General features: G+C 71.9%; 16 protein-coding genes. 7 read left to right on the forward strand and 9 right to left on the reverse strand.

Features of this window, described 5'->3' with window-relative positions; genetic code table 11:
• Positions 1 to 14: 14 nt before the first annotated feature.
• Both ABZ459_RS20965 and ABZ459_RS20970 read left to right on the forward strand, forming a co-directional pair.
• Complete coding sequence (locus ABZ459_RS20965) at positions 15 to 503, forward strand: universal stress protein (protein WP_352356013.1); 489 nt, start codon at positions 15 to 17, stop codon at positions 501 to 503.
• A 233-nt stretch (positions 504 to 736) separates the two neighbouring features.
• Entirely contained in the window at positions 737 to 1684 is a 948-nt protein-coding gene (locus tag ABZ459_RS20970) for an NlpC/P60 family protein (protein WP_357972384.1), read from the forward strand.
• Here ABZ459_RS20970 and ABZ459_RS20975 read toward each other — a convergent pair.
• The 5 genes from ABZ459_RS20975 to ABZ459_RS20995 form a co-directional block, all read right to left on the reverse strand.
• Positions 1645 to 2841, reverse strand: coding sequence for an aminotransferase class I/II-fold pyridoxal phosphate-dependent enzyme (locus ABZ459_RS20975; protein WP_357972387.1), 1197 nt, complete (start codon positions 2839 to 2841; stop codon positions 1645 to 1647). The genes ABZ459_RS20970 and ABZ459_RS20975 overlap by 40 nt on opposite strands.
• A gap of 115 nt (positions 2842 to 2956) precedes the next feature.
• Positions 2957 to 5197 (reverse strand): heavy metal translocating P-type ATPase, encoded by a 2241-nt coding sequence (locus tag ABZ459_RS20980; protein WP_357972390.1) that lies wholly within the window; start codon positions 5195 to 5197, stop codon positions 2957 to 2959.
• Positions 5198 to 5224: 27 nt separating this feature from the next.
• Positions 5225 to 6211, reverse strand: coding sequence for a hypothetical protein (locus ABZ459_RS20985; protein ID WP_357972393.1), 987 nt, complete (start codon positions 6209 to 6211; stop codon positions 5225 to 5227).
• Complete coding sequence (locus ABZ459_RS20990; RefSeq protein WP_357972396.1) at positions 6208 to 6420, reverse strand: copper ion binding protein; 213 nt, start codon at positions 6418 to 6420, stop codon at positions 6208 to 6210. The genes ABZ459_RS20985 and ABZ459_RS20990 overlap by 4 nt, the downstream gene beginning before the upstream one ends.
• A gap of 22 nt (positions 6421 to 6442) precedes the next feature.
• On the reverse strand, positions 6443 to 6724 hold the full coding sequence (locus ABZ459_RS20995) for a metal-sensitive transcriptional regulator (RefSeq protein ID WP_357972399.1): 282 nt from the start codon (positions 6722 to 6724) through the stop codon (positions 6443 to 6445).
• A gap of 114 nt (positions 6725 to 6838) precedes the next feature.
• Here ABZ459_RS20995 and ABZ459_RS21000 point away from each other — a divergent pair, with 114 nt between their 5' ends.
• Positions 6839 to 7420: an HD domain-containing protein gene (locus ABZ459_RS21000; protein ID WP_357972402.1), complete on the forward strand. Its 582-nt coding sequence runs from the start codon at positions 6839 to 6841 to the stop codon at positions 7418 to 7420.
• Between the two features lie 62 nt (positions 7421 to 7482).
• Here ABZ459_RS21000 and ABZ459_RS21005 read toward each other — a convergent pair whose 3' ends face one another.
• From ABZ459_RS21005 to ABZ459_RS21020, 4 genes are read right to left on the reverse strand one after another with little or no spacing between them, the layout of a single operon-like run.
• Positions 7483 to 8244 (reverse strand): SDR family oxidoreductase, encoded by a 762-nt coding sequence (locus ABZ459_RS21005; protein WP_357972405.1) that lies wholly within the window; start codon positions 8242 to 8244, stop codon positions 7483 to 7485.
• Complete coding sequence (locus ABZ459_RS21010) at positions 8241 to 9083, reverse strand: amidohydrolase family protein (RefSeq protein ID WP_357972408.1); 843 nt, start codon at positions 9081 to 9083, stop codon at positions 8241 to 8243. Before ABZ459_RS21010 ends, ABZ459_RS21005 begins: the two co-directional genes overlap by 4 nt.
• Positions 9073 to 10254 carry a mandelate racemase/muconate lactonizing enzyme family protein gene (locus tag ABZ459_RS21015; protein ID WP_357972411.1) on the reverse strand — a complete coding sequence of 394 codons (1182 nt, stop codon included), beginning with the start codon at positions 10252 to 10254 and terminating at the stop codon, positions 9073 to 9075. The genes ABZ459_RS21010 and ABZ459_RS21015 overlap by 11 nt, the downstream gene beginning before the upstream one ends.
• The gene (locus ABZ459_RS21020; protein ID WP_357972414.1) at positions 10241 to 11578 is read right to left on the reverse strand and encodes an aspartate aminotransferase family protein; all 1338 of its coding nucleotides are present in this window, start codon (positions 11576 to 11578) and stop codon (positions 10241 to 10243) included. Before ABZ459_RS21020 ends, ABZ459_RS21015 begins: the two co-directional genes overlap by 14 nt.
• A 162-nt stretch (positions 11579 to 11740) precedes the next feature.
• Between ABZ459_RS21020 and ABZ459_RS21025 the strand changes: the two genes are divergently transcribed.
• The 4 genes from ABZ459_RS21025 (at position 11741) to ABZ459_RS21040 (ending at position 17962) form a co-directional block, all read left to right on the forward strand.
• On the forward strand, positions 11741 to 12538 hold the full coding sequence (locus tag ABZ459_RS21025; RefSeq protein ID WP_357972417.1) for an IclR family transcriptional regulator: 798 nt from the start codon (positions 11741 to 11743) through the stop codon (positions 12536 to 12538).
• Positions 12539 to 12713: 175 nt separating this feature from the next.
• On the forward strand, positions 12714 to 14663 hold the full coding sequence (locus ABZ459_RS21030) for a hypothetical protein (RefSeq protein WP_357972420.1): 1950 nt from the start codon (positions 12714 to 12716) through the stop codon (positions 14661 to 14663).
• Between the two features lie 11 nt (positions 14664 to 14674).
• The gene (locus tag ABZ459_RS21035; protein WP_357972423.1) at positions 14675 to 16741 is read left to right on the forward strand and encodes a hypothetical protein; all 2067 of its coding nucleotides are present in this window, start codon (positions 14675 to 14677) and stop codon (positions 16739 to 16741) included.
• Positions 16742 to 17962, forward strand: coding sequence for a Gfo/Idh/MocA family oxidoreductase (locus ABZ459_RS21040; protein WP_357972426.1), 1221 nt, complete (start codon positions 16742 to 16744; stop codon positions 17960 to 17962).

Here is a 17962-nt window from a genome sequence, read left to right on the forward strand (position 1 = left end):
CGAAGGAGATCCCCATGTCCATCCTCATCGCCTACGACGGTTCACCCGACGCCCGCCACGCCGTCGAGGAGGCCGCCCGGCTGTTCCCCGGCGCGTCCGCGGTGGTGCTGTACGCCCGTCAGCCACTGGAGAGCCTCGCCGCCCACCTCGAAGGGCATCCCGCCCTGGAGGACCTGCGGGACATCGACGCCAGGACCATGGACGCCTCGGAACGGCTGGCCGCCGAGGGCGCCGACCTCGCCCGCTCCCTCGGGCTGCGGGCCGAGCCGCGGGTCGCCTCGGTCCCGGAGGAGGTCGTCGCCGCCGCCATCGTCGACGCCGCCGAGGAGGTCGACGCCTCGCTGATCGTCCTGGGCTCCCGCGGGCGGCAGGGGCTGCGGGCGCTGCTGTCGGGCAGCACGTCCACCCACGTCATGCACGCCACCGCGCGGCCCACGCTGATCGTCCCGTCCAAGCCGCTGGCCGACGCCCGTCGCGCCGCCGAGCACCGCGCGGCCCGCTGAGGTCGTCGAGAAACGCCCGGCTCCCACCGGAGCCGGGCGTTTCGGCGTTCCGGTGAACGCGCCGAACGCGGCGTGCGTATCCCCCAACGAGCCGGAACGACGGCCTGTTACGCCGGATAGTACCGGCGAAATGCCAACAAGCAGGGCGAACTTCTGTACTATTCCGCCTCAGGTATGGAGGCGTACGAGGAGGCATCGTAGTGGTCGTGGCGACGAGGCTGAGGCGAGCGGCAGTGGCCGTGACACTTGCGGCGGTCGCGGCGGTCTCCATCCCGGGCGTCGCCTCGGCCGATCCGTCGCCCGCCAAGGCCAGGGCCAGGCTGGTGAAGCTGAACGAACGCGCCGACGAGGTGGTCGAGCAGTACAACCAGGCCACCGAGGCGCACAAGAAGGCCAAGCAGAAGTACGACGCGCTCAACGCCGAGGTCGCGCGCAAGAACGCCCAGGCGGACGGGTTACGCAAAGACCTCGTCTCGGCGGTGGTCAGCGACTACCAGTCGGGCCCGCTCACGACCTGGGGCCGCTTCGTCGCCGACGGCACCCCCGACGAGGTCCTGAGCGGCATGGCCGCCCTGGAACAGATCTCCCGGGCCAGGGCGGCGAAACTGGCCGCGTTCCAGGCGACGACCAAGGACCTGCGGGCCCGGCGCGACGAGGCCCGGACCGTCCTCGCCGAGGCCGACGCGGCGCGCGACAAGGTGCGGGCGGAGAAGGCGAAGGTCGACAAGCTGGTCGAGGCGCAGACGAAGCTCCTGCGCAGGCTGGGCGCCTTCCGGGCCGGCGATCCGAACAGCGCCGGCATCAGGTACACCGGCTCGGCCTCCGGAAACGCCCGCCAGGCGTTGCAGTTCGCCTTCGCCCAGGTCGGCAAGCCCTACCAGTACGGCGCCGAGGGCCCGAACTCCTTCGACTGCTCCGGCCTCACCCAGGCCGCCTGGCGCACCGCCGGGGTCGAGCTGCCCCGCACCACCTGGACGCAATGGGCCTGGGGCGCGAGCAGACGCGTTTCGCTCGACGCGTTGCAGCCCGGCGACCTGCTCTTCAGCAAGGGGCTCGGGCACATGGGCATGTACGCCGGCAACGGAAAGATGGTCCACGCGCCCCAGACCGGGGACGTCGTCAAGGTGGTCGACCTCGACGACTACTGGCGCACCCGGCTGCTCGGGGCGGTCCGCCCCTGACCGGCGACGGCGGCGGCCATCCGCTCGACGGCCTCGGCGACCCGGGCCGGTGAGGTGGCGAAGTTGAGCCGGACGAACCCGCACCCCTCCGGCCCGAACCGCAGCCCGGACGACAGGCCGACCCTGCCCTCGTCCAGGAACACCTGGGCGGGGTCGTCGCCCAGGCCCAGCGACCGGCAGTCGAGCCAGGCGACATAGCCGCCCTGCGGCGGGTGGTGGCCGACGCCGGGCAGCAGGACGGCCAGCCGGTCGGCGAGCAGCCGCCGGTTGCCGTCGAGGGCGGTGATCACGTGGTCGAGCCAGGGAAGGCCGTGGGTGAAGGCGGCCTCGGAGGCGAGCACGCCGAACAGCCCGGCCCCCTCGCTGACCGTCTCGTGGATCGCCGCCACGTCGGCGCGGGCGTCCGGCCCTGGGACCGCCAGCGCGGCCTTGAGCCCGGCCACGTTCCAGGCCTTGGACGCCGAGACGAAGGCGACGGAACGCGCCGCCGCCGGGTGGTCCAGGGACGGGAACGGCACGTGCCGGTGGCCCGGATAGGTGAGGGGCGCAAGGATCTCGTCGGTGACGACGCGTACGTCATGGCGGTCGGCCAGCACGGCGACCTGGGTCAGCTCCTCGCGGCTGAGCACCAGGCCGGTGGGGTTGTGCGGGTTGCACAGCAGGTACGCCCGCGCGCCCGAGGCGAAGTCGTGCTCCAGCCGGTCCAGGTCGAGGCGGTGCCCGCCGGGCCCGTGGGCCAGCGGGCTGGTGACCACCCGGCGGCCGATGCGTTCGAGCCAGGAGAAGGCGGGCGGGTGGCCGGGGGTGTTGACGACGACGCGGTCCCCGGGTTCGGTGACGATCCGGAGGACCTCCACGATGCCGGACATGATGTCCGGGACCAGTCGTGCCGTGGAGGGGTCGGGGCACCAGCCGTAGCGGCGCGCGGCGAACCCGGCGAAGGCCGCGGGGAGGCGGCCGGGGAGCGCGTATCCGGTGTCGCCGCGGGTGACGGCCGTCGTCAGCGCGTCGGCGACGGGCCCGGCGAGCGGGGTGTCCATCTCGGCGATGCGCATGGGCAGGACGTCCGGCGGGAACTCGCGCCACTTGACGCTGTTTCGCCGGCGCAGCTCCTCGGTGGTGAGGGCGGTGAGGATGTCGTCCGGGTGGGTGGCCAACGGGTGTCGCTCCTTCTCGGGTGCCGGAGCGGCGGCGCTCCGGCCGGGGACGCGAAAGGGGCTCCGAGCGTCGCGCTCGGAGCCCTCTTCGCGGATGTTCAACTGTGGCGGTTGTTCACTTGAAGCGGCGCAGCCGCAGGCTGTTGCTGACCACGAACACGCTGGAGAAGGCCATCGCGGCCCCCGCGATCATCGGGTTGAGCAGGCCGAGCGCGGCCAGCGGCAGGGCGGCCACGTTGTAGGCGAAGGCCCAGAACAGGTTGCCCTTGATCGTGCCGAGCGTCCGGCGGGAGAGCCTGATCGCGTCGGCGGCCACCCTCAGGTCGCCGCGCACCAGGGTCAGGTCGGACGCCTCGATCGCGGCGTCGGTGCCGGTGCCCATGGCCAGGCCCAGGTCGGCCTGGGCGAGCGCGGCCGCGTCGTTGACGCCGTCGCCGACCATCGCCACGACCTTGCCCTCGCCCTGGAGCTCCTTGACGACGTCGACCTTGTCGGCGGGCAGCACCTCGGCGATCACCTCCTCGATGCCGACCTCGGCGGCCACCGTCTTCGCCACGGCCTCGTTGTCGCCGGTCAGCAGGACCGGGGTGAGACCGAGCGCCCGGAGCTGCTGGATGGCCTCCTTGCTGGTGGGCTTGATCACGTCGGCGACCACCAGCACCGCGCGGGCCTTGCCGTCCCAGCCGACCGCCACGGCGGTCCTGCCACCCGCCTGGGCGGCGTGCAGAGCGCGTTCCAGGTCGGACGACAGGTGCTGGGACCACTCCTCCAGCAGCCTCGGCCGGCCGACCAGGACCGCGTGCCCCTCGACGATGCCCTGGACGCCGAGACCCTCGACGTTCGCGAAGTCCTCGGGGGTGGGCAGGTCGCCGACGCGGGCGGCGGCGCCCTTGGCGATGGCCTGGGCGATCGGGTGCTCGGAGGCGTGCTCCAGAGCGCCCGCCAGGCGCAGCACCTCGGCCTCGTCCTCGCCCTCGGCCAGGTGCACGCCGGTGAGCGTCATCCTGCCCTCGGTGACGGTGCCCGTCTTGTCGAGCACCACCGTGTCGATGCGGCGGGTGGACTCCAGCACCTCCGGGCCCTTGATCAGGATGCCGAGCTGCGCGCCCCGGCCGGTGCCGACCAGCAGCGCCGTCGGGGTGGCCAGGCCGAGCGCGCACGGGCAGGCGATGATCAGCACGGCCACGGCGGCGGTGAAGGCCGCGCCGACGCCGTCGCCGGTGCCGAGCCAGAAGCCCAGGGTGCCCAGGGCCAGCGCGATCACGATCGGCACGAAGATGCCCGACACGCGGTCGGCCAGCCGCTGCACCTGCGCCTTGCCCGTCTGGGCGTCCTCGACCAGCTTGGCCATCTGGGCGAGCTGCGTGTCGGCCCCGACCCGGGTGGCCCGCACCACCAACCGGCCGCCCGCGTTCACGGTCGCGCCGGTCACGGCGTCGCCGGGACGCACCTCGACGGGCACGGACTCACCGGTCAGCATCGAGGCGTCGACCGCGGAGGTGCCCTCCTCGATCACACCGTCCGTGGCGATCTTCTCGCCGGGCCGCACGACGAACCGGTCGCCCACGGCCAGCCGGTCGCTGGGGATGCGGGTCTCCACGCCGTCGCGCAGCACCGCGACGTCCTTGGCGCCCAGTTCGAGCAGGGCGCGCAGGGCGGCGCCCGCCCGCCGCTTGGAGCGGGCCTCGAAGTAGCGCCCGGCCAGGATGAACGCGGTCACCCCCGCCGCGGCCTCCAGGTAGATGTTGCCCGAACCGTCGGTGCGCTCGATCGTGAACGCGAAGGGGTGGGTCATGCCCGGCGTGCCCGCCGTGCCGAAGAACAGCGCCCACAGCGACCAGCCGAGCGCGGCGATGGTGCCGACCGAGATCAGCGTGTCCATCGTGGCGGCGCCGTGGCGCAGGTTCGTCCAGGCGGCCTTGTGGAACGGCCAGCCCGCGTAGACCACGACCGGCGCGGTGAGCACCAGCGACATCCACTGCCAGTTCGTGAACTGCAACGGCGGGATCATCGCCATCGCGATCACCGGCACCGCCAGCACCACCGAAGTGATCAGCCGGCTGCGCAACGGCCGCAGCTCGTCCTCCGGCTCCTGCTCGCCCGGCTCGCCCTCGGTCCTGGGCGGCGCGGGCAGGGCGGCGGTGTAGCCGGCCGCCTCCACCTGGGCGATCAGCTGCTGCGGATCGACGCCTTCGGGGAAGGTGACCTTCGCCTTCTCGGTGGCGTAGTTGACCGTGGCGGTCACGCCGTCCATCTTGTTGAGCTTGCGCTCGATGCGGTTGGCGCACGAGGCGCAGGTCATGCCGCCGATCGAGAGTTCGACCGCGTTCTGCCGGTCATCGGTGACAGAGGTCATCACCGTTCCCCTTTCCCAGTGGCTTTCTCAGTGGCTGTGGTTGCCGTGCCCGGCGGGCGTCGGCGACGCGTCGGGGGTGGCGGGCCTCGGCCCGGCGGCAAGCGTGAAGTCGGCGGTACGGACCTCGCCCTCGTGCTGGAAGTCCAGGAACAGGCGGTAGTCGCCGCCGCTCGGCACCTCGGCGTAGAAGACGATCTCGGGGCCCGGCTGCGTCCTGCCGTCGCCCGGCTCGCCGTCGGGGTGGACGTGCAGGTAGGCCAGGTCACGGGCGCGGAGGGCGACCAGGTGGCCGAAGGCGCCGAGGTAGGGCTGCAGGTCGGTGACCGGCTTGCCGTCCTTGCTTACCTTGAGGGTGAGCTTGCTGGCCTGGCCCGGCGTCAGGTCGCCGTCGAGGGTGACCTCGTAGCCGTCGACCTTCGACGCGCGGCCGGTCTCCGGCAGCGGCTTGGGCTGGTAGTCGCCCGCCACGGCCAGGTCGGCGCCCAGCGTCAGGGCCTCGCCGCCGGTCGGCGCGAAGTCGGCGAAGGCCCGGTAGCCGCCCGCCTCGGGGAAGGTGACCTTGACCGACCAGATGCCGTCGGCCGACATCTCCGGATGGACGTGCTGGAAGCTGCCCAGGTCTCGGGAGACCACGATGAAGTGCAGCTTCTTGTCGTGCTGGACCTGGTAGTCGGTGACCGGGCGGCCGTCGGGGCCGGTCACGGAGAAGCGGAAGTCGGCGGGCTCACCGGGCTTGATCGACGTGGTGAGCGGGTTGAGGGTGTAACCGTTCTCGGACACTTGGAGCCCCCCAGGGGTATCGTTCGTCTTCGTCGTCGTCGTCTGCTGGGCTGTGTGCTGGTTGTGGCCCGCGCTCTGCGTGGTCTCCGCGGTCTCCGTGGTGGCCGTCATGGCGCTGTGGTCGGCGGCGGGAGCGGCCCCGACCGGGCCCACGGCCTTGCCGACGCCCAGGGCGCCGCCGAAGACGACGGCCAGCCCCAGGGCGTAGGAGCCGAGCTTGGCTACGGTGTTCACGACTGGTTCGCCACTTCGTACCCGGCCTCCTCGACGGCGGCGACGATCTTCGCCGCCTCGATCGGGCTGTCACTCTCGACGGTCAGCAGGCCGGAGGCCAGATCGACCTCGACGCCGGTCACTCCGGCGACCTCGCCGACCTCTTCCTTGACCGAACTGACGCAGTGGCCGCAGGTCATGCCCTTGACGGTGTAGGTGGTGGTGCTCATATCGGTCTCTCCTTCAATCCGGTCAGGAACGAACAAGTCTGGCGATGGCGTCGGAGGCTTCCTTGACCTTGGCCTCTGCCTCCGGGCCGCCCTTCGAGGTGGCCTCGGCGACGCAGTGGGCCAGGTGGTCCTCCAGCAACGACAGGGAGAACGACTTCAAGGCGCTGGTCGCGGCCGACACCTGGGTCAGGATGTCGATGCAGTACTTGTCGTCCTCGACCATGCGCTGCAGGCCCCGGACCTGCCCCTCGATGCGGCGCAACCGCATCCCTTGGTCCTGCTTGTTACTGCCGTGTCCAGCCATGCCAGCCCTCCCTCGGCTCGTTGCCGTTGAAGACACTATACCCCCCTATGGTATCCAGAAGGCAAGTGGCGGCCCCTGCGACGAGATCCGGCGGCCGGATGAGAGGCTGGCGGCATGTTCCCGGAGACTCCCGCCGCCGCGGCGGCGCTGTCGGTGGCCGGCCGTTACTGCTCGCCCGCGCTGCTCAACCACTGCGTCCGCGCCTACCTGTGGGGAGCGATGTACGGCGCGGCCCACGGCATCGCCTTCGACGACGAGCTCTACTACGTCTCGGCGCTGCTCCACGACATGGGGCTGACCGAGCCCTTCGACAGCCACCGGCTGCCGTTCGAGGAGGCGGGCGGGCAGCTCGCCTGGGTGTTCGGCACGGCGGCCGGCTGGCCGGCGGAGCGGGCCGAGCGGGCCACCGAGATCATCAGGCTGCACATGCGCGCCGACGTGTCCGCCGCCGCCGACCCCGAGGCCCACCTGCTGCAGGTCGCCACGAGCTGGGACGTGGTCGGGCGGCGGCCCGAGGAGTTCGCGCCGGACGCCAGGGCGGAGCTGCTCGCCCGCTACCCCAGGCTGGGCTTCGGCGCCGAGTTCCTGGCGTGTTTCCAGGATCAGGCCAGGCGCAAGCCGGACAGCGCCGCCGCGGCGTCGGTCCGTAACGACGCCGCGGGGCGGATCGCCGCCAACCCTCTGGACGCCGTCTGACCCGAGCCCCGGCGACTGGCCCGAGCCCCGCCGACTGACCCGAACCCCGCCGACGCCGCAGGTCAGGAACCGGGCCGCAACGAGTTCCGGTACGGCGGCATGAACCGCGTCCTCGGCATCTGGTCGGCCAGCACGCCGCCGTCCACGACCAGGGTGGCGCCGGTGACGTAGCGGGCCGAATCCGAGGCCAGGTACGCGACCGCGCCGGCCACGTCGTCCGGCCTGCCGTACCCGCCGCGCAGCGGGATGCGCTCCTCCCAGGCCGCCTCGAAGGCCGCGCGGTCGAAGGGGAAGTCGCCGTCGATCGGGGTGGCGATCATGCCGGGCGCCACGGCGTTGACGGTGATGCCGTGGGCGCCCAGCTCGGCGGCGAGCGAGCGGGTGATCAGCTCCAGGGCGCCCTTGGAGGCGTTGTAGTGGGCCAGCCCGGCTTCGGCCATGAGCCCGTTCTTGGAGGAGACGTTGACGATCCGCCCCCGCACGCCGTCGGCGATCATGTGCTCGGCCACCCGCTGCGCCAGGAAGAACGGCGCGTCGCAGTTGATCCGCATGACGGCCTGCCAGCCGGCCACGGTGATCTCGTTGAAGTGTTCGAGCCGGGCCACCCCGGCGTTGTTGACCAGGACGTGGATCGGCCCGTGGTCGCGGCGGACCGCGTCTGCCAGCCCGGCCAGGCCCTCGGTGTCGGCCAGGTCGAAGCCGTAGTCGCAGCCCGCACCCGGCCGGTCGACGGTGATCACCCGGTAGCCGTCGTCCGTCAGGCGCGCGGCGATGGCCTGGCCGAGGCCCCTGGCGGCCCCGGTGACCACGGCCAGTCCGGTCATGACAGCCCCAGCAGGTCGAGCGACGGGCGGTGGATCAGCTTCTCGATCTCCTCCCGGTCCAGGGGCGGCAGGCCGGGGATGCCGGGGACGGCGCCGACGGTCCGCAGCCCCGCCATCGAGGCGTCCACCGTGGTGAAGGGGTAGTCGCTGCCGAACAGGAGCTTGCCCCACACCCCGTAGTCCTGGGCCAGGCGCAGGCTGTGCCAGAGCTGGAAGGGGCGGTAGTGCAGGGCGGAGACGTCGGCGTAGACGTGGCGGTGCTTGCGGATCACCGCGATGCACTCGCCCTCGTACGGGTGGCCGAGGTGGGCCAGGACCATGCGCAGCTCCGGATGCCTGATGGCGACCTCGTCCAGGTGCACCGGCAGCGCGTAGCGCAGGGGCGCGGCCGAGACGAACGTGGTCCCGGTGTGCACGAGCAGCGGCAGGCCGTGGCGGGCGGCGTAGGCGTACAGGTCGTCCAGCTCGGGCGCGGCCGGGTCGAAACCGGCGTACATCGGCATCAGCTTGATGCCGCGCAACCCCAGGTCGCGGTGGCCGTGTTCCAGCTCGTCGCGCCAGCCGGGCTGGGTGGGGTCGAGCGACAGGTAGCCGATGAGCCGGTCGGGGTGCTCGCCGGCGTAGGCGGCCACGGCGGCGTCGTCCACCCACAGGCCCGAGCGCCTGGCCTTGCCGCCCACCACGACGGTACGGGTGCCGGCGGGCGAGGTGGCGGCGTAGTCCGCCCAGCGCACGGTCAGGTCGACGTGACCGCCGTGCGCGCGGGCGGACTCGGCCGCGAACGGGTCGCCGACGTCGTCCGGGCAGCTGAACAGATGGGAGTGGACGTCAACGATCACGCTTCTCCCAGCCCTCCTTGAACATGTTCCAGAACCGGTGGGACGGCGGGTGCTCGGCGAAGACCTCGTCGGCCAGCTCGACGCCGAGGCCGGGCCGCTCCGGCAGGCCGACGTGGCCGTCGACCACCGGCAGGGCGCCCTTCAGCGCGTCGAAGACGTACGGCTCCAGCATGCCGTCGAACGTCTCCAGGACGAGCAGGTTCGGCATGCCGAGCACTGCGTGCACGGAGGCAGTGGTGCACAGCGGGGAGTTGGAGTTGTGCGGGGCGACGAGCATGGCGTGCACGTCGGCCTGCGCGGCCAGCTTCCTGATCTCGGTGAACCCGCCGGCCATCGACAGGTCGGGCTGGATGATGTCGACCGCGCCGGTGGCGAACAGCCGGGCGTACTCGTAGCGGTTGTGGAAGTGCTCGCCGCCGGAGATGGGCATGGCGGCGCGGGCCCGCAGCTCGGCGTAGCGCTCGATGTGCGTCCACGGCAGCGGCTCCTCGAACCAGCCGAGGTCGAACGGCTCCAGCTCGCGCACGAGCCGGACGGCGGTCGGCATCGCGAACCGGGCGTGCCCCTCGACGAACAGGTCGAGGTCGGGCACGGCCTCGCGGACCGCCGCGACGATGTCGACCGAGAGCCGCAGCTCGGCCCGGGACAACTCGCCCAGCCCCGCACCGAACGGGTCGAACTTCAGCCCGGTGTAGCCGCGGGCGGCGACCTCCTTGGCCTTGGCCGCGAACACCTGCGGGTCGCGCTCGCCGGTGTACCAGCCGTTGGCGTAGACCCGCACCCGGTCGCGGCAGGCGCCGCCGGTCAGCCGGTAGACGGGCACGCCCAGCGCCTTGCCCATGATGTCGTGGAGCGCCTGGTCGACGCCGGAGACGACGATGCCGCCGACGTCGCCGCCGCGCAGGAAGTCGCCCTGGTACATCCGCAGCCAGATCTCCTCGACGTCGAAGGGATCGGCGCCGATCAGGTGGCGCTGCGCCATGGCCTCGGTCAGCGAGCAGGTCTCCCGGCCCCGGTAGGGGTGGGTGATCTCGCCGATGCCGCTCAGCCCCTCGTCGGTGTGGATGCGTACGTAGGAGAAGTCGCGCCAGGCGGTGCCCAGCGAGAGGGTCTCGACGCGGCTGATCCGGCCGGCGGGACCGGCCGGGCGGCTGGTGTCAACGGTGAGCATCGGCGCCGCCCATGGTGCTGACGTCGGTCAGGTCGAGCACGTCGCCGCGGGCGAGCCTGGCCGCGGTGGCGGCCGCCTCCAGCAGGTGGTCGGCGTCGGCGTCGGTGTGGGCGTAGGAGACGTGGCTGCGCTTGAGGTTCAGTGGCAGCTCGAAGATGCCGTGCTCCAGCAGCCGGCGGCGGTACCCGATGAACATGTTGGCATCATTGCGCAGCAGGTCGTCGTAGGTGCGGGCGGGTCCGGTCATGAAGTAGCCGACGAAGACCGAGCCGTACCCGCTGACCAGCGCCGGGATGTCCAGCGAGGCGAAGACCTCGGCCAGGCCGGTCCTGATCCGCTCGCCGAGGCGGAAGACGTGCTCGTGCACCGGCTCCTCGCGCAGCTTGCGCAGCGTGGCCAGGGCGGCCGCCACGACGGCGGGGTGGCCGTTGTAGGTGCCGGCGAAGAAGGCGGGGCCGCCGGGCCGCGAGCTGAACAGCTCCATGAGATCGGCGCGGCCTCCGAGCGCGCCCACCGGGTAGCCGTTCGCGATCGCCTTGCCCATGGTGGTGAGGTCGGGGGTGATCCCGGAGATCGCCTGCCAGCCGCCCAGGTGGTGGCGGAAGCCGGTGATGACCTCGTCGAAGATCAGCACGCTGCCCGCCCTGGTGCACTCATCTCGCAGCGTCTGCAGGAACTCCTGCTCGGGCAGCAGGCAGCCGACGTTGTGCGGCACCGGCTCCAGGATGACGGCGGCGATGTCGTCGCCGTGCTCGGCGAACGCCCGGCGTACCGCCTCGGGGTCGTTGAACGGCAGGACCAGCGTGGCCTGCAGCACCTCGGGCAGGATGCCGGTCGAGATCGGGTCGTGCGTGCCGACCTTCTCCGGCGCGGAGATCACGTTGAGGCTGACCGCGTCGTGCCAGCCGTGGTAGCAACCCTGGAACTTGACCACGAGCCGGCGGCCGGTCGCGGCCCTGGCCACGCGCAGGGCGTGGAAGGTGGCCTCGCTGCCGGTGCTGGTCAGGAGCACCTTCTCCACGCTCGGCACGAGCTCGGCCAGCGTCTCGGCGAGCTCGACCTCGCCGGCGGTGACGCCGACGCCGCACAGGTCCACCGTACGGCCGGCCTCGGCGACGGCCGCGGCGACGTCGGGGTCGTTGTGGCCGAGCAGCGGCGGGCCGAAGGCGGCGTGGTAGTCGACGAACTCCCGCCCTTGCGAGTCGCGGAAGCGGGCGCCGGCGGCATGGGTGATCACCAGGTCGGTGAGCCCGGGGATGCTGCGCTGCCCGCTGTTCACGCCGCCGGGGATGACCTGGCGTGCGCGCTCGGCTAGGTGCTTCAAATCTCTCTCTCCTCCGACGCGCCTCCCGGCCCGGCCCGGCCAGGAAGCGCTGATCATCCGCCACAAATTCCGAACAGTGTTTGGCAATACCGAACAGACGAGGGAGATTGAAACACGAGAACGGGTGGGGGTCAACGATGAATTCCGCTAAGCTGTTCGGCTGTGACGAACACTGCTGCTGAGGAATCGCGATATTGGGTCCGCAGCGTCGCCCGCGCCGCCGAGGTGCTGGAGGTCCTGTCCCGCGTGGGGCCGGGGGGCGGCATGAGCGTGACCGAGGTCGCCGCGGCCTGCGGGCTGAGCAAGAGCGCCGCCTTCGCCACCCTCTACACGCTGCGCGGCTACAGCCTGGTCGCCGACGACGGCGAGGGCATGAACCGCCGCTACCGGCTGGGCATGGCGCTGGCCAGGCTGGGCGCCAGGGCCCAGGAGCAGCTCTCCCTGCGCGACGTGGCCCGCCCCGCGCTGGTCGAGCTCACCGAACGCACCGGGATGAACTCCCGGCTCGCGGTGCCCGAGGCCGGCCAGGCCGTCGTCGTCGACCAGGTGAGCAACGGCGAGCGCATCCAGGTCGACCTGCGGATGGGCACCAGGGAGCTGCCCCACTGCACCGGGCTCGGCAAGGCGCTGCTGGCCGAGATGGGCGACGAGGAGGTCGCCAGGGTCGTCGGCCACGTCGGCCTGCCGCGCCGGACCGGCAACACGATCACCGAGCTGCCGCTGCTGCTGGCCCACCTGAAGACGGTCAGGGAGCTCGGCTACGCGGTCGACGACGAGGAGGACGCCGACGGCATCTTCTGCATCGGCAGCGCGCTGCGCGACCACACCGGCGCCTGCGTGGGCGCGATCAGCATCACCTCGCTCAAGCGCGACCTGCCCGCCTGGCGCTACCAGGAGCTCGGCCGGGAGGTGAGAGAGACGGCGGCGATGATCTCCCAGCAGCTCGGGCATGCCACGTGACGGCTTGACATATCCCTCACCACTGTCTAGCGTCCTCGCCAATCGTTTCGGGCGAAGATCCGACTCCGAGCGCCGCGGCCCCCGGCGCCGGACGTCTGGGCCGCAGCACCGCCGCCTGCCCGCCTTCGCACGTCGCCCGGCCTTCCCATCACCCCGTTCCCGAAGGCCTCCCCCCATGAACCATGTAGCCGACGTCGCGCGCCTTCTCGCGCTCGACGCCTCCCGACTCGCCGACGGCACGCTGCTGCGTGTCGCGGGCTATCACCGCGCCGGTGACGGCGGCGGCAAGCTCGTCCGCTGGGACGCCGCCTCGACCACGCCCGCCAACGGCGGCACCGTGCTCGGCTCCGCGCCCAAGGGCCGCTGGATCCAGCTGCACGACGGCTGCCTCGACTTCCGCGCGTTCGGCGTCTTCGACACCAAGACGCCCGCCGACGCCGCGCTGGAGGCCATGGTCGGCGACCCGGCCGTCTCCAGGATCGAGGCCCACACCGACCTCAACTTCGTCAAGCGCCACACCTTCCGGCGCTCCGACCTGGTGCTCGACTTCGGCGGCCACACCATGACCACCGCCGGCATCGAGAAGAACTCCCACGACAACCCCTTCGGCGCGGTCCTGTTCTTCCAGGGCGAGCGGACCGGGACCACCGTCACCGGCACGCTCACGGCCACGATCCCCGACCTGGCCGACGTCTTCGAGGTCGATTCCGGGCGGTTCCGGGTCGGCCAGTGGTGGGCCGTGGAGGTCAATGCGCTGGCCGGCACGTACGAACGCGAGCTCCAGCGCCTGGTCCAGATCACCCAGGTCGTCGACGGCCGGCACGTCCGGGTCAACTACAAGAACGGCTGGGAGCTGGCCGCCGGCCGTACGCTGACCTGGACGCTGGTCGACCCGGTCGAGCGCGTCGACGTGCGCGACCTGCGCTTCGAGGCGGCCCCCGGCGGCGACGAGTACACCGGCTCGCACCCCGTCGCCTACGAGTACGCCGTCCACTGCGACGTCGAGGACGTGCACGCCACCGGCAGCTTCTGGCCGGTGATCATGCGACGCTGGTGCACCCACTTCCGCACCGAGCGCTGCAGCCTGAAGAACCCCCCGACCGTCATGTACGGCGGAGCCGGCTACCTGACCCAGCAGATCTACTGCCTGTACGGCCACGTCGCCGACTGCACCACCTCCAACGTCCGCCATCTCAACGACTTCACCGCCAGCGCCTACTGCACGGTCGAGAACTGCCACGGCGACGGCGACGACGAGGGCGGCAACCCCTTCACCACCCACGGCCAGTACGAGCACGACCTGGTCTTCACCGGCAACTCCGGCCTCATGGACATCGCCAACAGCGGCGCCCTCTGGGGCACCAGCGCCAAGCGGATCACCGTGCGCAAGCACCTGTGCTCGTGGTTCGTCGCCGGAACGAAGATCACCGACCTGACGCTGGAGGACGTCCGGGTGATCCCGCGCTCGACGTTCGACCCGGCGGGAACGCTCCAGGTGAACGCCGACGGCCTGCACATGCGCGGCTGCTCGGCGAAGACCGTCGCGATCGGCCAGCGATCCAACCGCTCCGGACGGCCCAACGTCATCGAGGGCTGCTCCTTCGACCTGCCGAAGGACCAGGTGCTGGTGCAGACGCCGGTGAGCAACACGCTGCACTTCAAGGAGTGCGCCGTCACCGGTCTCGACGGCGCCACCCTGCGCGGCTCCGGCGCCCTGCGTTTCACCGGCTGCGTCCTGAGCGGGTCGGGCAAGGTCTCGGTGGGCTCGGCCGACGTCGTGATCAGCGGCGGCCGGCTCGACGGCGTGCAGCTCGAACTGAGCGCCGTACGCGACCAGCGGCTGCGTCTGGAGGGCGTCGCGCTGGAGAACTCCACCGTCGGCCGGGCCGCCGGTCCGGGCGTCCTGACCTGGGAACTGGCCGCCTGCACGGCCACCGCCACCCGCGTCGAGCTGGCCACCGGCGCCAACCGCTTTCGCGCCACCGGCTCCCGGTTCACCGGCGGTCGGCTCGACCTGACCGCCGCCACCGTCCTGGTGCACACCGGCTGCACCGAGGAGGGCGTCGAGCGCGCCTTCCCGCCCGCCGGCCCCCGCGTCCTCATCGCCGACACCCTCGCACTGTAAGGAACCACCCCATGGAACGTCGTGACATCCTGCGCGTCACCGGTTTAGCGGCTGTCGGCACCGTCCTGATGGCCAAGCCCGCGCTCGCCGAGCCGGACAAGAAGCCCAAGGACGAGGTGCACGCGGTCGCCACCGTCGCCGAGCTGCTCGCCTTCGAGGCCGCCAAACTGGCGGACGGTACGCTGGCGCAGGTCGCGGGCTATCTCAAGCCGGGCGACGGCGGCGGCAAGCTCGTCCGCTGGGACGCCGCCTCGACCACTCCCGCCAACGGCGGCACCGTGCTCGGCTCCGCGCCCAAGGGCCGCTGGATCCAGCTGCACGACGGCTGCCTCGACTTCCGCGCCTTCGGCGTCTTCGACACCAAGACGCCCGCCGACGCCGCGCTGGAGGCCATGGTCGGCGACCCGGCCGTCTCCAGGATCGAGGCCCACACCGACCTCAACTTCGTCAAGCGCCACAAGTTCCAGCGCTCCGACCTGGTGCTGGACTTCGGCGGCCACACCATGACCACCGCCGGCATCGAGAAGGCGGGCCAGGACGACCCGTTCGCGGCGGTCATGTTCTTCCGCGGCAAGGTCACCGCCACCACGGTCAGCCACAAGCTGAGCGCCGCGGTGCCCGACCTGTCGGACGTCTTCGAGGTCGCCGACTCCGCCGCCTTCAAGGTCGGGCAGTGGTGGAGCGCCGAGGTCAACGCGCTGTCCGGCCGCTGGGAGCGGGAGCTGCAGAAGCTGGTCGAGGTCACCCAGATCGTCGACGGCACGCACATCCGGGTCAACTACAAGAACGGCTGGGAGCTGGCCGCCGGCCGCACGATCACCTGGACCCTCGTCGAGCCGGTCGAGCGCGTGCACGTGCGCAACCTGCGCTTCGAGGGCGTCGCGGACGGCGACCAGTACACCGGCTCGCACCCGCTGGCCTACGAGTACGCCGTCCACTGCGACGTCGAGGGCATCCACGGCACGGGCACGTTCTGGCCGCTGGTCATGCGGCGCTGGGCCACCCACTTCCGCACCGAGCGCTGCACCCTGAAGAACCCCGCCAGCGTGACCTGGGGCGGGGCCGGCTACCTGACCCAGCAGATCTACTGCCTGTACGGCCACGTCCGCGACTGCCACACGGCCAACGCCCGCCACCTGAACGACTTCACCGCCAGCGCCTACTGCTACGTGGAGAACTGCCACGGCGACGGCGACGACCAGGGCCCGTTCGTCACCCACGGCCAGTACGAGCACGACCTGACCTACACCGGCAACTCCGGCCTGATGACCTTCGCCAACTCCGGCGCGGCCTGGGGCTCGGCGGCCAAGCGGATCACGGTGCGCAAGCACGTCTGCTCGTGGTTCGTGGCCCGGGTGAAGGTCACCGACCTGACGCTGGAGGACCTCCAGGTCATCGGCAAGCCGTCACTGGAGGGCTCGGGCATGATCTGGGTCAACGCCGACGGCGTGCAGATGCGCGGCTGCTCGGCCAGCCACACGCTGATCGTCTCCCAGCAGTCGAAGTTGTCGCGCCGGCCCAACCTGATCGAGGGCTGCGTCTTCACCGTCCCGGCCAAGAGCGAGATCGTCCAGGCGAACGTGACCGCGCCGCTGCACGTCAGCCGCACCACGTTCCACGGCCTGAGCGGCAACGCCTTCAACGGCGCCGACCTGCGCCTGTCCGGCTCGACGCTGAACGGCGCCGAGGGCGCGGCCCCGCTGGTCCTGGCCGGTTCGGTGTCGCTGACCGGCTGCACGGTCAAGAACGTGGGCCTGGCCGCCGCCGGCAAGGCCGACCAGCGCATCCGCCTCGACGGCGGCACCGAGCTGGCCGAGGCCGGGCTGTCGCGGGTGGCGGCCGCCGGGCTCGTCTCCTGGCAGCTGGCCGGGGTCCGCAGCCAGAACGCCGGGGCCCACGTCCAGCTCGACGCCGGCAGGAACCGCTACGCGGCGACCGGCTGCCAGTTCGGCGGCGGCCGTCTGTCGATCAAGGCCTTCGAGGTGGTCCAGCACACGGGCAACGTCGAGGAGGGCGTCGCCAGGGAGCTGCCGGCCGACGGCCCGAAGGTCCTCACATCAGGAAATCTGGTGATTTAGGTGCGAAAGATAACGCTGGCGGTCGCGGGAGCGGGCAACCGGGGGCAGACCTACGCCTCCTGGATCGCCGCGCACCCCGATCGCGCGGAGCTGGTCGCCGTGGCCGACCCCGACCCCGCCCGCCGGGCCAGGCTGGCCGGCCCCGGCGTGCGCGAGTTCGGCGACTGGCGCGACCTGCTGCGCGAGCGGGTGGCCGACGCCGTCGTCCTGGCCACCCAGGACCGCCTGCACGTCGAGCCCGCCATAGCCCTGGCGCGGGCGGGCTACGCGCTGCTCGTCGAGAAGCCCATGGCGCCGACCGAGGAGGAGTGCCGCGAGATCGTGGCGGCCGTCGGCGAGACCGGCGTGCTCCTCGCCGTCTGCCACGTGCTGCGCTACACGCCCTACACCGCGCTGGTGAAGCAGACCGTCGACAGCGGCGTGCTCGGCGAGGTCATGAGCGTCGAGCACCTGGAGCCGGTCGGCTGGTGGCACCACGCGCACTCCTACGTGCGCGGCCCCTGGCGCAGCGAGCGCCTGGCCAGCCCGATGCTGCTGGCCAAGTCCTCCCACGACCTCGACTGGCTGACCTACGTCACCGGGCTCAGGATCGAGCAGGTCGCCAGCTTCGGCTCGCTCGGCCACTTCAGGCCCGAGCGGCGCCCGGAGCAGGCCGCCGACCGCTGCCTCGACTGCGTCCTGGAGCCCGGGTGCCCGTACTCGGCTCCCCGCCTCTACCTGAACCGCGGCTACGACTGGCCGACCAGCGTCCTCGGCGAGAACGAGGAGCAGGTCATGGACGCCCTGCGCACCGGCCCGTACGGCAGGTGCGTCTACGCCTGCGACAACGACGTGGTCGACCACCAGGTGCTCGCCATGCAGCTGACCGGCGGCGCGACCGCGACGTTCACCATGACCGCCTTCACCGAGCAGACCCACCGCCAGACCAGGATCTTCGGCACCCACGGGCGGCTGATCGGCGACGGCGAGTCGGTCGAGGTCCTCGACTTCCGCGACGGCCGCAGCAGCCGGCGCAGCGTCGCCGAGACCGGCTCGAACGCCGGCGACGGCCACGGCGGCGGCGACGACGGCGTGATGGACGCCTTCGTCACCGCGCTGGCCACCGGCGACCCCGCACACGTGCGCTCGGGCCCCACCGAGTCGCTCCACAGCCACCTCGCGGTCTTCGCCGCCGAGAAGGCCCGGCACAGCGGCACGGTCGTCACCGTGCCCGCATCCTAG

This window comes from Nonomuraea sp. NPDC005692 (assembly GCF_040631115.1).
Taxonomy (GTDB): domain Bacteria; phylum Actinomycetota; class Actinomycetes; order Streptosporangiales; family Streptosporangiaceae; genus Nonomuraea.